Below are 15472 nucleotides of genomic sequence, written 5' to 3' on the forward strand. Positions count from 1 at the left end.
CAGGCGCACACGAAACAACCCCCACGGCGGGAAACCCGACAACGTGGGAAGCCCCGCAACCGCGGCAACGCGCCGCAGGCGCACACGAAACAACCCTCACGGCGGGAAAGCCAAAAACGTGGGAAGCAGCCCCCGCCGCATGGCGTCAGCGGGCGGGGTGGGGCGGCGCGGGCGCCGTGGTGGTGGTGGCCTGGGCGGCCAGGAGGGCCAGCAGGCCGCGTACGGCCGCGTCGAACGGCGCGGTGTCCTCGGCCGCGCGGGCGAGCACGTAGCCGCCCTGGACGACGGCCGCGATGCTCGCCGCGGTGGCCTCCGGGTCGAGGGCGGCGGCCAGTTCGCCGCTCGCCCGGCCCTCGGCGAGGACGTCGGCGAGGCGGCGCCGCAGCCAGCCGAACATGTCGTCCAGCGGCTGCCGGAGCACGGGGTCGCGGACCACGTCGCGGTCCTGCGTCATCCGGCCGATGGGGCAGCCGCGCAGCACCTCGCGTTCGCGTAGCAGGTAGGCCGCGACGCGGTCGCAGGCCGTGCCGGGGCCGGAGAAGATCTCCTCGGCCGCCGCGCGCATCTCCTCCGCGGTGCGGCGGATCGCCGTCAGGGCGAGGTCGGACTTGCCCGTGAAGTGGTGGTACATGCTGCCCTGGCCCACCCCGGCGTGCTGGAGGATCGCCTTGGGGCTGGTGCCGACGTAGCCGCGCTCCCACAGGAGTTCCCGGGCGCTGGCGACGAGGCGTTCCTGGGTGGTGGCCGGGGGAGGGCCGGGTGGTGCGGTGTCCCGTTCGCTGGTCATGGGGTGACTTTACGTACTGGTAGGTACAGGGACAAGGCGAGGGGAGGTGGGGGCGTACCGCGGGGGGCGCAGGCCGGGCGGATTCAGCCGACCCGCGCGCTCCGGTGGCGGGGCGGGGGGCCGGCGTCCGCGCCGGCCAGCGGGGCGGGGTGCCAGTGCGTCCGGTGGGCGCGGGCCTCCTCGGGGGCGGTGGTCAGTGCGGGGAGGGTGAACCACACCACCTTGCCCGGGTCGTGCGGGCGCACCCCCCAGCTCTCGCTGAGCGCCGCGATCAGCGCCAGCCCGCGGCCGCAGGTCTCCCAGCTTCCGGCGGCCCGCAGATGCGGCAGCCGGGGGTCGAGGTCGCGCACCGAGACCGTCAACTGGTCGAGCAGGACGCACAGTTCAACGGTGCACTGCTTGCTGGGCAGGGCGTGCCGGTGGACGTTGGCGAGGAGTTCGGTGACCCCGAGGGCGGCTGGATCGATCAGGGCGTCGAGGTGCCAGTACCGCAGCTGCGCCGAGACGATTCTCCGCACATGCCCGATACGGGCCGGATCGGCCTGGAGTTTCACCGTGCAGTGTCTGCTGGGCTGCCTGATCACGACCGCGACTCCCTGATGAGGCCGGGCGCCCCCCGTACCGGGGCGGGGCGAAGATCGGAATCAGCGATGCCGGCTGCACCACAACGTCACCGCTGGTGAACCCTCAGTGATACGTGTCCAGGGTCATCCAGGCGGTGCACCGCCGCAACCGCACCGCTCCGGGCCGCCGCCGGCGTTCACGCGCGTGGCCGACGCGCCGCCTCCACGGCCTTCAGGAAGCGGTCCCGGGCGCCGCCCAGGGTCAGGGAATAGCGGTTGCCGTTGAGGACCGCCAGGGCCCGGTCACGCGCCGCGAACAGCGGCTTGTGCGCCTCCACCGCGCCGAGCGGGGCACTGTCGATCTCCGTGCCGTAGCTCGTCAGCAGGGACAGCCGGCCGCCGCTGATGCGGATCTGGCCGGCTCTGGTCAGGGACCGCAGCGAGCGGTCGATCCGCACGCCGGTCGCGCTGTACTCCTGGTCCGCCATCCTCATCACTCCCCTGATGATGTTCACGGGTGGGTAGGGACCACCGCCCCCGTCAACAAAGTTTGCCGCCAGTGCGCCGGTCACACCAGGGCCTTCGGGGGCGCAGAGGCGCACAACACCCTTCCCCCAGGGCCCTCTTGGGGCCCCTCAAAGGGATGTTTATGCAGGTGAGAAGCGTGCGCCGGGTGGTTATAGTCGGAATCGGCCCGGCCTTCCGGAAGGGCCGTAGACCCCCTTGAGGAGCGCGCCGGTGAGCACCGCACCCCAGCCGCAGAGCCCGCCCGCAGGCGGCGCCGCGGACCGCATGCCGACCCCGCCGGTCCTGCCGACCGTCGATGTGGACCGCTCGGATCCGGAGTACCGGTCCTGGCTGAAAGAAGCCGTCCGCAAGGTCCAGGCGGACGCCAACCGCACCGCCGACACCCACCTGCTGCGCTTCCCGCTGCCCGAGGACTGGGGCATCGACCTCTATCTCAAGGACGAGTCGACGCACCCCACCGGCAGCCTCAAGCACCGGCTGGCCCGCTCCCTGTTCCTCTACGGGCTGTGCAACGGCTGGATCCGGCCGGGCAAGCCGGTGATCGAGTCCTCCAGCGGCTCCACGGCCGTCTCGGAGGCGTACTTCGCCTCGCTGATCGGCGTCCCGTTCATCGCGGTGATGCCGGCCACCACCAGCCAGGAGAAGACCCGGCTGATCGAATTCCACGGGGGCACCTGCCACCTGGTCGAGGACCCGCGGACGGTCTACGAGGTCTCCGCCCGGCTGGCCACCGAGACCGGCGGCCACTACATGGACCAGTTCACCTATGCCGAGCGGGCCACCGACTGGCGCGGCAACAACAACATCGCCGAGTCGATCTACCAGCAGCTGCGGCTGGAGCGCTACCCCGAGCCCGCCTGGATCGTCGCCACCGCCGGCACCGGCGGCACCTCCGCGACCATCGCCCGCTACGTCCACTACATGCAGTACGACACCCGCATCTGCGTCCCGGACCCGGAGAACTCCTGCTTCTTCGACGGCTGGCTCGCCGGCGACCCCGGCACCGACTGCGCCACCGCCTCCCGGATCGAGGGCATCGGCCGGCCGCGGATGGAGCCGAGCTTCGTGCCCGGCGCGATCGACCGGATGATGAAGGTGCCGGACGCGGCCAGCGTCGCCGCGGTGCGCGCCCTGGAGAAGGTCATCGGGCGCAAGGCCGGCGGCTCGACCGGCACCGGGCTGTGGAGCGCGCTGCGGCTGGTCGCGGAGATGGTCGCCGGGGGCCGGACCGGGTCCGTGGTGACGCTGCTGTGCGACCCCGGCGACCGCTATCTGGACAAGTACTACTCGGACGGCTGGCTGGCCGCCCAGGGGCTGGACATCGCGCCCTACGCCCGGACCATCGAGCGCTTCCTCGCCACCGGCTCCTGGGACGGCTGACGCGCTCGCCTCCCGGGGTGGCCGGGGCGGCTGACGCGCTCGCTCCGCGGGGAGCCGGGGCGGTCAGGGTGGCTGAAACGCTCGCGTCCCCGGGGGCGGGGCGTCAGGATCCGGCCAGCCGCCGGTCCAGGGCCCTGACCGAATCCCGGAAGGCGCGGCCCAGGGCCGGGCGGGCCAGTGGCATCAGCCAGCGGAACGCCGCCGGACCGTCCGCCGCGAACGTCCACCGCACCCGGGTCCCGCCGCCCGCCGGCGTCAGCCGCCACTCCTCCAACAGGGCTCGCAGGACGGGGGCGTTGGTGGTGTCGACGCGGTAGGCGTAGCGGGCGCCGGGCTCGGCGGCCAGCACCGTCTCGGCGAAGCGGGTGCCGCCGGCGAGCCGCACCGCGCGGCACCGGCCGCCGTCCACCGGCGCGGCCTGTGAGACCCCGGTGAACCACTCGGCCCAGCCGGGGACGTCGTCCGCCAGCGCGGCGTAGACGGCCGCGGGCGGCGCCGCGGTCTCGGCGGTGAACACCAGCCGCAGCGGGGCCGATGCGGCGAAGTCGAGCTCGACGGAGCGGAGCCGTCGGGACATGGGCGAGCACCTCCTGGGGAGCCGGCCGGCCGCGGGACCGGCCGGGGGATCCGCGTCACCCTAGCTGACGTGTGGTCAGTCGTCTGCCCCGGGTGCCGGCTCACCCGCCACCAGCAGCTCCGTCGGCCGGTCCGCGAACTCCGCCCGCGCCTCCGCGGACAGCCCGGCGTCCGTCACCAGCACGTCCACCTCGTCCAGCGCGGCGAACGAACTCAGGCCCACCGTGCCCCACTTGGTGTGGTCGGCGACCACCACCACCCGCCGCGCGGACCGGACGAAGTGCCGGTTGGTCTCCGCCTCGGCGAGATTGGGGGTGGACAGTCCGGCCTGCACCGATATGCCGTGCACGCCCAGGAACAGCAGGTCGAAGTGGAGCGAGCGGATCGCGGCGTCCGCCACCGGGCCCACCAGGGTGTCGGAGGGGGTGCGGATGCCGCCCGTGAGGACCACCGTGGCGGCCTCCGCCGGCGGGCGGCTCGTGCTGCCGGCCGCCGCGCGCTGGGCGGTGTAGAACACATCGGCCACCCGCACCGAATTCGTCACCACCGTCAGCTCCGGTACCTCCAGCAGGCGCTGGGCCAGCGCGTACGCCGTCGTGCCGCCGGCCAGTGCGATCGCGCTGCCGGGCACCGCCAGCTCGGCCGCGGCCCTGGCGATCTCCGCCTTGGCGCCCGGCTCCAGCCCGGACTTCGCCTCGAAACCGGGCTCGTGGGCACTGGGGTCGCTCACCGGGAGGGCGCCGCCGTGCACCTTCTCGATCATGCCCTGGCGGGCCAGTGCGTCCAGATCGCGACGGACCGTCATGTCCGAGACGCTGAGTCTGCGGGTCAGTTCGTTGACCCGCACCCCGCCGCGGCGCCTGACCTCATCGAGGATCAGGGCCCGCCGCTGCTCCGCGAGAAGATTCTGGTTGTCGCCCACCGCGGCCCGTCCCTTCCGCCCGGCACCTACCGCCGCCCGCGCTCCTGATGCCCTCATCCTCGCACGAGGGTCCGACAGCGCCCCTGGTCCGGGTGCGCGGCCGCCCCGGGATCCCGCCGACCGCTCCGTCCGGGAACCGCAAGCGGGATGCGCGGGCTCCTCAGGGAAAGAGACAATCCGGGGGACCGCACACCGCTCGCACCACACACCGCACCCGCCCGCCCGCACACCGCACCCGGCATACGGACACCGCCTGTCGCACATGCCTTACGGAACACGCCCCACCGAACGCGGCATCTCGAACGCGGAATGCCGCTCGTACCGCTCCGACTCGTACCGCTCCGACTCGTACCGCTCCGACTCGCGGCGCACCGCGCCCCGGGGCGCCACACCGTTCCGCACACACTGACATCGGGGGAGAGCCAGTGGAGACCGCGGCCACACCACCCGCCCACCCGTCCGCCCATTCGTCCGCCGACCCGCCCGTCCGCCCGACCGAACCGGCGGCGACGCTCCGGGCACCGGCCGCCGGACCCGCCGCCGAGCCGGCCGCCGAGCCCGTCCCGGCCGCCGGGCCCGCACTCGTTACCGAGCCCGTGCCGGTCGCCCAGCCTGCACCGTCCGCCACGCCCGCCACCTCCGTCCCTCCGCCCGCACCGGCCACCGACCCCGTGACCGAGCCCGCGATCGACCCGGTGACCGACCTCGTCCCCGCACCCGCTATCGAGCCGGTCCCGGCCCCAGACCCCCTCCCGGGCCCCGAGCCCGTCACCGACCCCGCACCTCGCACCGCCCCCACCGCGCCCCCCGCCCCCGTCGTGCTGCCCACCCCGGCCGAGGTTCCGGCCGGCGCGCCGGAACCTCAGCTCGCGCTGGAACTGCTGGTGCACGGGGTCGGCGGCACCACGCCGGAGGAGATGCTCGGCGACCCGCGCGTCACGCGGATCACCGGCGACGACACCGCCGCCTGCTACCGCCGCACCGACGACGCCGACGCCGAGCAGCGGCCCGGCGAACACCGCACCGGACCGGTCCGCGAGGCGTACTGCTGGTCCAACCTCACCTCCGGCAACGGCGCCCGCGCCCTGTGGCTGATCCTGCTGCCCTTCATGGTCGCCAACCTCGCCCACTGGATGCGCCCGGCCGCCCCGCCCGGCCACCGTGCCCAGCGCCTCTACGACCTGCTGGTGCGACTGCTCGCGCTCACCCTCACCGTGCTGCTGGCCGCCGCGGCCTGCGAGGTCGCCCTCGACCTCACCGCCTGGCAGTGCGCCGGCACCCCGGCCTGCGCCGCCGGCAAGTCCTGGATGGGCTTCCTCAACCCCGCCGGCGGCGGCTGGTGGAGCGCCCCGGGCCGCCGCCTGGTCCTCGCCTCCGTGCTGCCCCTGGCGGTCATCGGCTTCCTGTGGTGGCTCTCGCACCGCACCTGGAGCGCCTACGAGTCCGCCTCCCCGCCGCCGCGCCGCCCCGGCTCCTCCCGCGACACCCCCGCCCACGAACGCACCGCGCTCGGCCTGGACGGCTTCTGGTACGGCCGCCGGCTGGTCGCCCGGCTGCGCGCCGCACACACCGCGGCCGGCGTGCTGACCGTCGCCGCCGCCCTCCTCGTCGCCTCTCTCCGCGCCGACCGGCGGACCGGCGCCACCGCCCTGACGGCCGCCGGCCAGGCCCTGACCGCCCTGGTCGTGCTGCTCGCCGCCGCCACCCTCACCGTCGTCTGGCGCACCGCCCGCAGCGAGGCCGCCCGGGACGAGGAGTCCGACCGCGCGACCGTACGGGCGCTGCCCTACGCCGCGCTGGCCGCGCTCGCCCTCACCGCCGGCTACGCCGCCTGGGCCCGCCCCGCGGCGGCCAGCCGGGGACCGCTGCCCGGCGTCGCGGCGTTCGGCGGGATCGCCGTCCTCCAGGGCGCCCTGGTACTGGCGCTGGCGGTCACCGCGTGGTTCCTCCAGCGCGCCGCCCGGGACGACGCCCGGACCGCGCTGCGCGGCCTGGGCGGACCGGCCGTCGCCCTGCTGGCCTGCGGGGTCGCCGGGGTGCTGTCCGGGGGAGTGGCCCAGCGGTTCGCGGACTGGATCGACGGGCCGGCCACGCCCGGCCAGGACCACGCCCCGATCCCCGGGCCACCGGTCCTGCTGTCCTGGCAGGCGTCGGTGCTGCCCGCCCTCCTGGTGGTCGTCGCGGCCGTCGCCGTGCTGGCCGGGATCCGGGTGCTGGCCGTCCGCCGGCAGGTCGCCAAGGACATCCCCGGCCTCTACGACCCGCGCGAACGCCCCGACGTGCTGCGCACCGGCCGTATCGCCGGCACCATCGCCCGCGCCGGGCTCACCGACGCCGCGCCCGTCCTGGTCGCCGCCATCGCCGCCGTCACGCTCGTCCTGGGCGCCGGTGCGGTGGCCGGCGCCTGGCTCACCGACCGGGCCCCGGGCCGCGCCACCGAGGGCGCCCCGCCGTTCGTGCACGCCGCCGCCGAGACCGCCGAATCCCTCGGCTCCTGGCTGATGGGCGCCGGGGTGATCCTGCTGCTCACCATGGGCCGGCGGGCCTACCGCGACCACTCCGCCCGCCGCACCATCGGCATCCTCTGGGACGTCGGCACCTTCTGGCCGCGCGCCGCGCACCCCTTCGCGCCGCCCTGCTACGCCGAGCGCGCCGTCCCGGACCTGACCTGGCGGATGGCCACCTGGACCGAGCGGTACGACGGCCGGCTGGTGCTCTCCGGGCACTCCCAGGGCAGTGTCCTGGCCGCCGCGGCCGTCTGGCAGCTGGACCTCGTCACCCGCAGCCGGGTGGCCCTGCTGACGTACGGCAGCCCGCTGGAGCGGCTCTACGGCCGCTGGTTCCCGGCCTTCTTCGGCCCGCCCGCGCTCACCGGTCTGCACCGCGAGATGGACGACTGGCGCAACCTCTGGCGCTTCACCGACCCCATCGGCGGGCCGATCCGGCTCACCTGCGACGACGGCCGGGCGATCGACGAGGGCCCGCTGCGCGACCCGCTCACCTTCGGCCGCACCCTGCTCAGCCCGCTGCCGGCCCAGATCCTGGGCCACGGCGACTACCAGGCCGATCCGGTCTTCGGCCGGGTGCGCGCCGAGCTGATCGCCCGGCTCGGCCCGGGGGCGCCGGGCCGGTGCGTCAACGGCCCGGCGGATCAGGGGAGTTCGGGCAGGTCCTCGGCGTAGAGCAGGGTCAGGTCGTCGGTGCTCGGCTCGGTGAGCCGGGCGACCCGGCCCGCGTGCCGCTCGACCATCGCCTCGAACGTCTGGCGCGCGGTCCGGCCGTTGCCGAACGACGCCCCCCTGGGCAGCGCCGTGAAGTACTTGAGCAGCGCCTCGCCGGCCCCCTCGGCGAGGCGGTACTCATGCTCCTCGCCCTGCTGCTCGACGATCCGCAGCAGCTCCTCCGGTGCGTAGTCACCGAACCTGATGGTGCGGGAGAAACGCGAGGAGATACCGGGGTTGACGGCCAGGAAGCGCTCCATCTCCGCGGTGTAGCCCGCGACGATCACCACCACCGCGTCCCGGTGGTCCTCCATCAGCTTCACCAGCGTGTCGATGGCCTCCTTGCCGAAGTCCCGCCCGGAGTCCTCGGGGGACAGCGCGTACGCCTCATCGATGAACAGCACCCCGCCGCGCGCCCGGTCGAACGCCTCCTGGGTGCGGATCGCCGTCGAGCCGATGTGCTCGCCCACCAGGTCCACCCGCGACACCTCGACCAGGTGGCCGTGCTCCAGCACCCCCAGGGCGTGCAGGATCTCGCCGTAGAGCCGGGCCACGGTGGTCTTGCCGGTGCCGGGGGAGCCGGTGAACACCAGGTGGCGGCGGACCGACGCGGCCTTCAGACCGGCCTCCTGCCGGCGCCGCCCCACCTCGATCATGTTGATCAGGCTGCGCACCTCGCGCTTGACGCTGTCCAGGCCGACCAGGGTGTCCAGTTCACCGAGCACCTCCTCGGCGGGGCGCCCGGGCGCCGGCGTCTCCGGCGTGGCGGTGGCGGCCGGCGCCTCGCGCGGCGCCGGGACGCTGCCCAGCAGCCCGGCCGTCTGCGTGGCCTGCTGCACCGCCGGGGCGGTCACCGCGGGCGCCTGCGTGGTGCGGCTCTCGTCGCTGGTGCAGTCCTCGACCACGGGCCCGGAGCCGGTGCCGTGCGCGTCGGCGAACTCGTACCCGCCGCGCGCGCACCGCTCCGTACGGCACCGGGTCAGCGTCGTGCGGCAGCCGTCGATGACGTGGAAGCCGAAACCGGAGCTGCCGGTGACCCGGCAGCCGTGGAAGGTGCCGCGGCCCTCGGCGGAGACGTAGAACCCGGCCTCGGCCGGCGAACTGACCGTGCAGCCCTCGATGGTGGGATCCGCGCCCTTGGTGACGATCACCCCGGTCTGCGCCCCGTCGATGGTGCAGTTGGCGAGCGTGCCGCCGCTGCCGTGGTCGCGGAACCACGCACCGGTGGACGCCTCCCGGATCCGGCAGTCGTCCAGCTGGACGGTGGCGCCGTCGCTCACCGACACCGCGGTGTTGCGGACCTGCGCGATATCGCAGTCCACGACGTCCGCGCGGGAGCCCCGGTCCAGGACGAACAGCGCGTCGGGCACGTCGTGCACCCGCGTCGAGTCCAGCACCGCGGTCGCGCCGTCGCTGACCCACACCGCCGGGTAGTCGCCCGTACTGTCGTGGATCTCGCACTGGTTGGCGTCCACCCGGGTGCCCGGGTCCCACACCGACAGGCCGTTCCGCCCGAAGTGCCGCACCGTGCTGCGGGTCAGCGTCAGCACCGACCGGGACCGCAGATCGACCGCGTTCTCCGGGATGTCGTGGATGTCGCAGTCGGCGAGGGTGAGCACCGCGTCGGTGTCCAGGGTCACGCCGTCCGCCGTGGTGCGGTGCACCGTGCAGTCGGTGAGGTGGCCGGTGGCCCGCGCCGCCACCTGGACGCCCGCGCCCTTGATCTCGTACAGCTCGCAGCCGACCGCCTCGACCGCGCTGCCGTCGCCGGTCAGCGACAGTCCGGCGCCCGAGGCGTGGTGGACCCGGCAGCGCTCCAGCCGCGGGTGGGCGCCGCCGCGCACCGCCACCCCGGCCTGGCCGGCCGCCATCACCTCGCACTCCTCGAAGACCCCGCCGGCCCCGTCCAGGACGCTGATGCCGACCCCGCCGGCGTTGTCGACCGTGCACCGCCGCACCGTCGGCCGGGCCCCGCCGCGCACCTCGATACCGGCCGCGGACCGCGTCACCACCCGGATGTCGGCCAGCTCGGGGGCGCCGTCCTCCACCAGCAGCGCCGGGGACGCCGAGTCGGTCGCCTCCAGGTGCAGATCGTGGACGGTGGCCGAGGCCCGTATCGTCAGCGCGACCCCGTCGGGCGGCGCGATCCGCACCGAGCCGCGGGCCCCGTCCGGTCCGCGCAGGGTGATCGCGCGCTGGAGGACGAGGTTCTCGCGGTACGTCCCGGCCGGCACGGTCAGGACGTCGCCGTCGCCGGCGGCCTCCAGGGCGGCGGCGAGCGAACTGTACTCCCCGGTGCGGCGCCGCCAACGCGACGTTCCGGAGTGCGTCACCTGGACCGAGCCCTGTGCCATGGCGGTGTCGTGTCCCCACTTCGTGCGGCAGATGTCGGCCCGGCAGCCAGGCGTGAAGCGGATGTCCGCTTCCGGTCTGCGGGGCCCCAGCCCCGGGGCTGGAGGGACCACCGTAGCGCGCCCGGCGGGCGGTGGCCGACACGGTCCGCAGCCTGGTCGGCCGCCGCTCAACTCCCGGCGTCGGCGCGGCCCCAGTCCTGCCCGGCGCGGGCCCACGCCGCGTCCCAGCGACGGAACCGACGGGCCGTCAGCTGCCGGACGGCCAGCCGCCGGCCGCCCTCGACGGCCCCCGCCACCGCCGCCGCGGTGCCCAGCCCGGCCAGCACCGCGTGGGCGCCGGCGGTGCTCTCGTCCATCGGCCGCGGCACCGGCCGCCCGCCCCCGTCGGTCCACAGCCGGAACCGCTCACCGGGCGCCACCGGCCGCGGCGCGGCCACTTCGGCGCTGCGCGGGCTGCCGTCCGGTGCGGTCCACCGGGCGGTCACCCGCAGCCGCGCGTCGCGCTGCGAGGCGGTCTCCGGGTCCGGGTCGACCGGGTTGCGGGACACCGGCCGGCCGGCGGTCGCCCACACCAGCCGGCGCTGCGCGTGCTGGAGCCGTACGGCCTCCAGCAGGGCGCCGTGCGCGGCCCGCCCCGTGCACCAGCCGACCGCGGCGGGGGCGAGGGCGAGGAGCAGGGCGGTGGCCAGCGCGAGCCATGCCTCCAGCAGGTCGGTCGGGCGCCGGAGCGGGTTGTGCCGCCAGCGCCAGATACCCGTGATCGTCCGCATCGTGCCCCCTCTCCGTCTCTCCTCGCATACCGTGCGGCGGCGCGGACATGCCCCCGCCCCGGGCGGGGAGAGCGACATCACGCCACCCCGCGCCCCCGGGCCGTCAGCGCAGCCGGACCGCCACCGTGACCACCGCGCCCCGCCGGTCCGCCCCGGCCCGTTCCGCCGCGTCCGGGTCCGCCGCGTCCGGGCCCGCGGCGACCGCGAACCGGTCCGCCACCAGGCGCGCCAGCCACAGGCCCCGCCCCTTGGGCGCGCCGTCCAGACCGGGCAGCAGCTCCGGGATGACGGTCTCGCTGAAACCGGGGCCGGCGTCGCTGATCCGGCACTCCAGTTCGTCGCCGACCCGCCGCAGCACCAGCCGGCCGGAACCGCCGGCGTGCTCCACGGCGTTCCCGGCGATCTCGTCGACCGCGAGGACGAACTCCCCGCGCCGCGGTTCGTTCAGCCCCTCCCGGGCCGCGCACTCCTCGACCAGCAGCCGCAGTTGCGGCAGCAGCCGCGCGGTGAACCGCCGTTGCAGCAGCCGCCGGCCGGGCTCCGGTGCCGGCTGCTCCGCCTGACCGTGACCGGCCGGTTCCGGATTCAGCACGGCCGTACCACCTCCCCCGGCGCCGGCCGCGGCACCGCATCGGCGCCCGGCCGCCGCAGCGTCCGGCGCCGCCCGCGGGCGCACCGCCGACGGCCGTCCGCGCAGAGCTCGATGGACGCGCGCCCGGCGCAGAGCACCCCGGCAGCCGTCTCCCGCCGGACCGTCGCCGCGCCCTCGGCGCCGCACGCGGCTTCCCGCCCCCTCCCGGCGACCGCCCGCGGCCCGGTGCCCGCCTCGGCCCCGACCCGGTCGGCCCCCGCCCCCGGCCGGCCGACCCGGCGGACAGCGGTGACCCGGCGGACAGCGGTGAACCGGCGGATTGCGGTGCACCGGCGGACGGTGCTGGTCCGGCGGGGGGCGACGGCGCGGCGGGCGGCGGTGAACCGGCGGTCCGGGCGGAGCAGTTCGCCCCCGGAGGCGAGCGCCGGCTCGCCGCGCTCGCGGGCCCGGGCCATGCCGCTGCCGGGGGCGTCGGGACGGACCGGCACCTCGTCCGCCGGCACCTCCGGGGAGGTCAGGGCCAGGCCGCGCGCTCCGCGGGGCGGTCCGGGCCGGACGAACGCCGTGGCGGCCGCCCGGCGCACGGAGGCGCCGCGGCTCACACCGGCAGGGCCCCCGGGCCGGAGGCGCTGGACCGGGAGGAGATGGCCGCTCGCGGCGTCCCTCGCAGGCATCGGCACAACAGCTCTCTGTCTCCCCCCGGGGCCCGTCCGTCGGCGACGCTGAGCGCTCACTCTAGGCAGCCGCGGGGCGGCCCGCAATGACAGCCGTGGCGGCGCCGGCGGCCGTCAGCCGAGTATCTCGAACGGGTCGCCGACGCGGAGGGTGCCGGCCCCGCGGGGGATCAGATTCTGGCCGAAGACCAACTGGTCGCCGAAGCGGCGGTGCCGGGCCAGGGTGCGCAGCGGTTCCTTGCCGCGCTCGGCGGTGCGCTGGTCGGTGGTGGTGACCACGCAGCGCCCGCTGGGCTTGGCCACCTGGAAGACCACCTCGCCGATCCGCACCCGCCGCCAGTCGTCCTCGGCCCAGGGCGCGGTGCCGCCGATCACCACATTGGGCCGGAAACGGTTCATCGGGAGGGGACCCTCGTCGGGGTGGTCGCCCTGCGCGATGAGGGAGTTGAGGGCGTCCAGGGACGCGGTGGTGGTCAGCAGCAGCGGGAAGCCGTCGGCGAAACTGACGGTGTCCCCGGGCTCGCTGAACCGCGGGTCGATCGCGCGGCGCCGCTCCGGGGCGTCCATGTGCACCATGCGGCACGCGGTGCCCAGATACCCCCGCCACCACTCGGCCGCTTCCCGGCCCGCCGGCACCGCCTGGACCACCGTGCCGAAGACCTGGACCGGGACCGTGTCCGCCGGGGCGGGCACCGGGACCGTCAGCGGCGGCACCCCGGGCGCGGTCAGCCGCAGGGCTCCGCCCGGCAGCTCCTCCGCCCGCGCCAACGCCAGCCGCGGCTCCTGGCGTTGGGTGATCTGCCGGCCCTCGGCATCCGCCACCAGCCAGCGCCGGTCCCCGGCGAGCCCCCACGGCTCGACGGCCGCCTCGCCGGGACCGGTCCCCGCAAGGGCCTTCACCGGATAGAGATGGAGCGACTGGACCTGTGGCTTCGGCATGGAGCCATCCTGCCAGCCGCCTGTGACAGCGGTACGGGCGCCGGTCAGTAGCCCCGCGGGTACTGGCGGCCGTAGCCCGGGTCGTCGAAGGGCGAGGCGGGCCGCGGCGCGACCGGCGCGGCCGGGCGCATCGCTTCGTAACCCGTCCCCGCGGGGCCCGGTGCCGGGCGCTGGTGCTGCTGCGGCGGTTGGTAGCCGCGGCCGGTGCCGGCCTGCTGGGGGATGTACGGCGCCGGGGTGTGCTGGAGCGGGGCTACGGGCTGCGCCGCCGCACCGGGGTACCCGTGGCCGGCGGGCGGCGGGGTGGATCCCGAGGGCAGCGCCGGCAGCGCCGGGGGCAGCGCGGGCAGGGACGAGGAGCCGGTGTCCCAGGGGGACGGGTTCACGCGGATCGGGGCGATCTGCGGAGTCCCCCGCTCTGCGACGAGGCTGTCGTAGATGGGGGTGTCCGGGAAGGAGGGCGATGCGTAGTAGCCGCCGCTGTAAGTGGAGCGGGGGGAGGTCATACGTCATAAGTTAAGCCCACGATGTGTCGAATGGGGAGCCTGGATGCGGGTTGTTTCACGGGTTCGTGGCGGCCCCCGGTCACCAAAGCGAGCGAACCTGAAAAAATCGGTCGCGAACGCCCGTAGGGATCGTGTAAAGACCTCGCTCCCCGGGGGTGAACGGAGGGCGTTCGGGGCGATCCGGGCCAAGTAGGTTGGGAGGGGCCATCCCTGACGGTCCGCGAGGCCGTCGGCGGGGCCGGTACGGCGGCAGGCAGTGCAGGGACGACAGGGACGACAGGAAGGTGCGGCGATGGCGATGCTCAAGGGCGGCAATGTCCCCGTTCCGGCACCGGCGGTGCGGGTGGAGCTGGGCTGGCGGGCGGCCCCCGGCGCGCCGGACGTGGACGCCTCGGCGCTGCTGCTGGTCTCCGGCCGGGTCCGCGGCGACGCCGACTTCGTCTTCTACAACCAGCCCGCGCACGCCTCCGGCGCGGTGCGCCACGAGGGGAAGCGGCCGGCCGGCGGCGCGATGACCGACACCCTCCGGGTGGATCTCGCCGCCGTCGAGCCCGCGGTGGACACCGTGGTGCTGGCCGCCTCCGCCGACGGCGGCAGCTTCGGCGCGGTGCCCGGCCTGTACGTCCGGGTGCTGGACGCCGCCGGCGGTGCCGAAATCGCCCGGTTCGACAGTCAGGACGCCACCACGGAGACCGCCTTCGTGCTCGGCGAGCTGTACCGCCGCCAGGGCGGCTGGAAGTTCCGCGCGGTGGGCCAGGGGTACGCCACCGGGCTCGCCGGGCTGGCCACCGACTTCGGCATCAGCGTCGCCGCGGACGAGCCCCCGGCGGTCCCGCCCGCCGCGCCCCCGGCGGCCCCGCCCGCCGCGCCCCCGGTGATCCCGCCGCCCGCGCCGCCGATGGCCCCGCCGCCCGCCGCGCCCGCGCCCCCGGTGCTGTCCGTCCCGCCCCCGGCGGCCCCCGTCCCGGCGGCCCCCGCCCCCGCTCCGGTCCGGCTGACCAAAGTCACCCTCACGAAGGACGCGCCGGCCGTCTCGCTGACGAAGCAGGGCGGCACCTCCGGCACGCTGCGGGTCAACCTCAACTGGTCCGCGGGCGGCGCCGGCAAGCGCTTCACCAAGAAGCTCGGCCGCAAGGCGATGGAGGCGCTGGGCGCCCGCGGTGCGCTGCTGCCGCCCTCCGGCGACCTCGACCTCGACCTGTGCGCGCTGTACGAGTTCACCGACGGCTCGGCCGGCGTGGTGCACCCGCTCGCCCAGGCGTTCGGCGCCCTGCACGCCCCGCCGTACATCCTGCTCGACGGCGACGACCGCACCGGCGCCGTCGCCACCGGCGAGAACCTCACCGTCAACCTCGACCACCAGGCCCGCTTCCGGCGCATCCTGATCTTCGTGACGATCTACGCCGGTGCCCGCAGCTTCGAGGGCCTGGACGCCACCGTCACGCTGCGGCCGCAGCACGGCGCCCCGATCGAGTTCTCGCTCGACGCCTGCACCGTCCCGGCCACGGTCTGCGCGCTGGCCCTGATCACCAACACCGGCGGCGAACTGGTCGTCCAGCGCGAGGCCCGCTACCTGGTCCCCGAGCCCGGCGTCAGCCCCCAGCGCACCGTCGACCACGCCTACGGCTGGGGCCTGAACTGGTCCCCGGCCGCCAAGTGA

General features: G+C 75.7%; 14 protein-coding genes. 3 read left to right on the forward strand and 11 right to left on the reverse strand.

Translation table 11 applies throughout. The features are described from left to right. Positions 1–145: 145 nt before the first annotated feature. From MUU72_RS17040 to MUU72_RS17050, 3 genes are all read right to left on the reverse strand, one after another. The gene (locus MUU72_RS17040; RefSeq protein ID WP_248014132.1) at positions 146–787 is read right to left on the reverse strand and encodes a TetR/AcrR family transcriptional regulator; all 642 of its coding nucleotides are present in this window, start codon (positions 785–787) and stop codon (positions 146–148) included. Positions 788–870: 83 nt separating this feature from the next. Continuing rightward, positions 871–1371, reverse strand: coding sequence for an ATP-binding protein (locus MUU72_RS17045; protein ID WP_248014133.1), 501 nt, complete (start codon positions 1369–1371; stop codon positions 871–873). A gap of 176 nt (positions 1372–1547) precedes the next feature. Next, positions 1548–1838 (reverse strand): hypothetical protein, encoded by a 291-nt coding sequence (locus tag MUU72_RS17050; protein WP_248014134.1) that lies wholly within the window; start codon positions 1836–1838, stop codon positions 1548–1550. Between the two features lie 304 nt (positions 1839–2142). On the opposite strand from MUU72_RS17050, the gene MUU72_RS17055 reads away from it, so the two are divergent. Then, complete coding sequence (locus MUU72_RS17055; protein WP_248014223.1) at positions 2143–3258, forward strand: PLP-dependent cysteine synthase family protein; 1116 nt, start codon at positions 2143–2145, stop codon at positions 3256–3258. Positions 3259–3361: 103 nt separating this feature from the next. On the opposite strand, the gene MUU72_RS17060 is transcribed toward MUU72_RS17055, so the two are convergent. Together MUU72_RS17060 and MUU72_RS17065 are read right to left on the reverse strand one after the other, a co-directional pair. Beyond that, entirely contained in the window at positions 3362–3835 is a 474-nt protein-coding gene (locus MUU72_RS17060; protein WP_248014135.1) for an SRPBCC family protein, read from the reverse strand. 75 nt (positions 3836–3910) lie between these two features. After that, entirely contained in the window at positions 3911–4756 is an 846-nt protein-coding gene (locus MUU72_RS17065; RefSeq protein WP_248014136.1) for a DeoR/GlpR family DNA-binding transcription regulator, read from the reverse strand. A gap of 917 nt (positions 4757–5673) precedes the next feature. Between MUU72_RS17065 and MUU72_RS17070 the strand changes: the two genes are divergently transcribed. Continuing rightward, on the forward strand, positions 5674–7938 hold the full coding sequence (locus MUU72_RS17070; protein WP_248014224.1) for a hypothetical protein: 2265 nt from the start codon (positions 5674–5676) through the stop codon (positions 7936–7938). On the opposite strand, the gene MUU72_RS17075 is transcribed toward MUU72_RS17070, so the two are convergent. The 6 genes from MUU72_RS17075 to MUU72_RS17100 all read right to left on the reverse strand — a co-directional run bounded on the left by MUU72_RS17075 (position 7908) and on the right by MUU72_RS17100 (position 13812). Further along, the gene (locus tag MUU72_RS17075; protein ID WP_248014137.1) at positions 7908–10331 is read right to left on the reverse strand and encodes a right-handed parallel beta-helix repeat-containing protein; all 2424 of its coding nucleotides are present in this window, start codon (positions 10329–10331) and stop codon (positions 7908–7910) included. The genes MUU72_RS17070 and MUU72_RS17075 overlap by 31 nt on opposite strands. Positions 10332–10498: 167 nt before the next feature. Further along, a complete protein-coding gene (locus MUU72_RS17080) occupies positions 10499–11101 on the reverse strand; it encodes an Rv1733c family protein (RefSeq protein WP_248014138.1) in 603 nt (200 codons plus the stop codon). A gap of 103 nt (positions 11102–11204) precedes the next feature. Continuing rightward, positions 11205–11693 (reverse strand): ATP-binding protein, encoded by a 489-nt coding sequence (locus MUU72_RS17085; protein ID WP_372503139.1) that lies wholly within the window; start codon positions 11691–11693, stop codon positions 11205–11207. Beyond that, entirely contained in the window at positions 11687–12295 is a 609-nt protein-coding gene (locus MUU72_RS35320) for a hypothetical protein (RefSeq protein ID WP_282504197.1), read from the reverse strand. The genes MUU72_RS17085 and MUU72_RS35320 overlap by 7 nt, the downstream gene beginning before the upstream one ends. Positions 12296–12481: 186 nt before the next feature. Continuing rightward, positions 12482–13306, reverse strand: a complete 825-nt coding sequence (locus MUU72_RS17095) for an MOSC domain-containing protein (protein WP_248014139.1) — start codon at positions 13304–13306, stop codon at positions 12482–12484. Between the two features lie 44 nt (positions 13307–13350). Continuing rightward, on the reverse strand, positions 13351–13812 hold the full coding sequence (locus tag MUU72_RS17100; protein ID WP_248014140.1) for a DUF6643 family protein: 462 nt from the start codon (positions 13810–13812) through the stop codon (positions 13351–13353). A 292-nt stretch (positions 13813–14104) separates the two neighbouring features. Between MUU72_RS17100 and MUU72_RS17105 the strand changes: the two genes are divergently transcribed. Beyond that, on the forward strand, positions 14105–15472 hold the full coding sequence (locus MUU72_RS17105; RefSeq protein WP_248014141.1) for a TerD family protein: 1368 nt from the start codon (positions 14105–14107) through the stop codon (positions 15470–15472).

This window comes from Streptomyces rhizoryzae, from assembly GCF_023155275.1.
GTDB classification, from domain to species: Bacteria; Actinomycetota; Actinomycetes; order Streptomycetales; family Streptomycetaceae; genus Streptomyces; species Streptomyces rhizoryzae.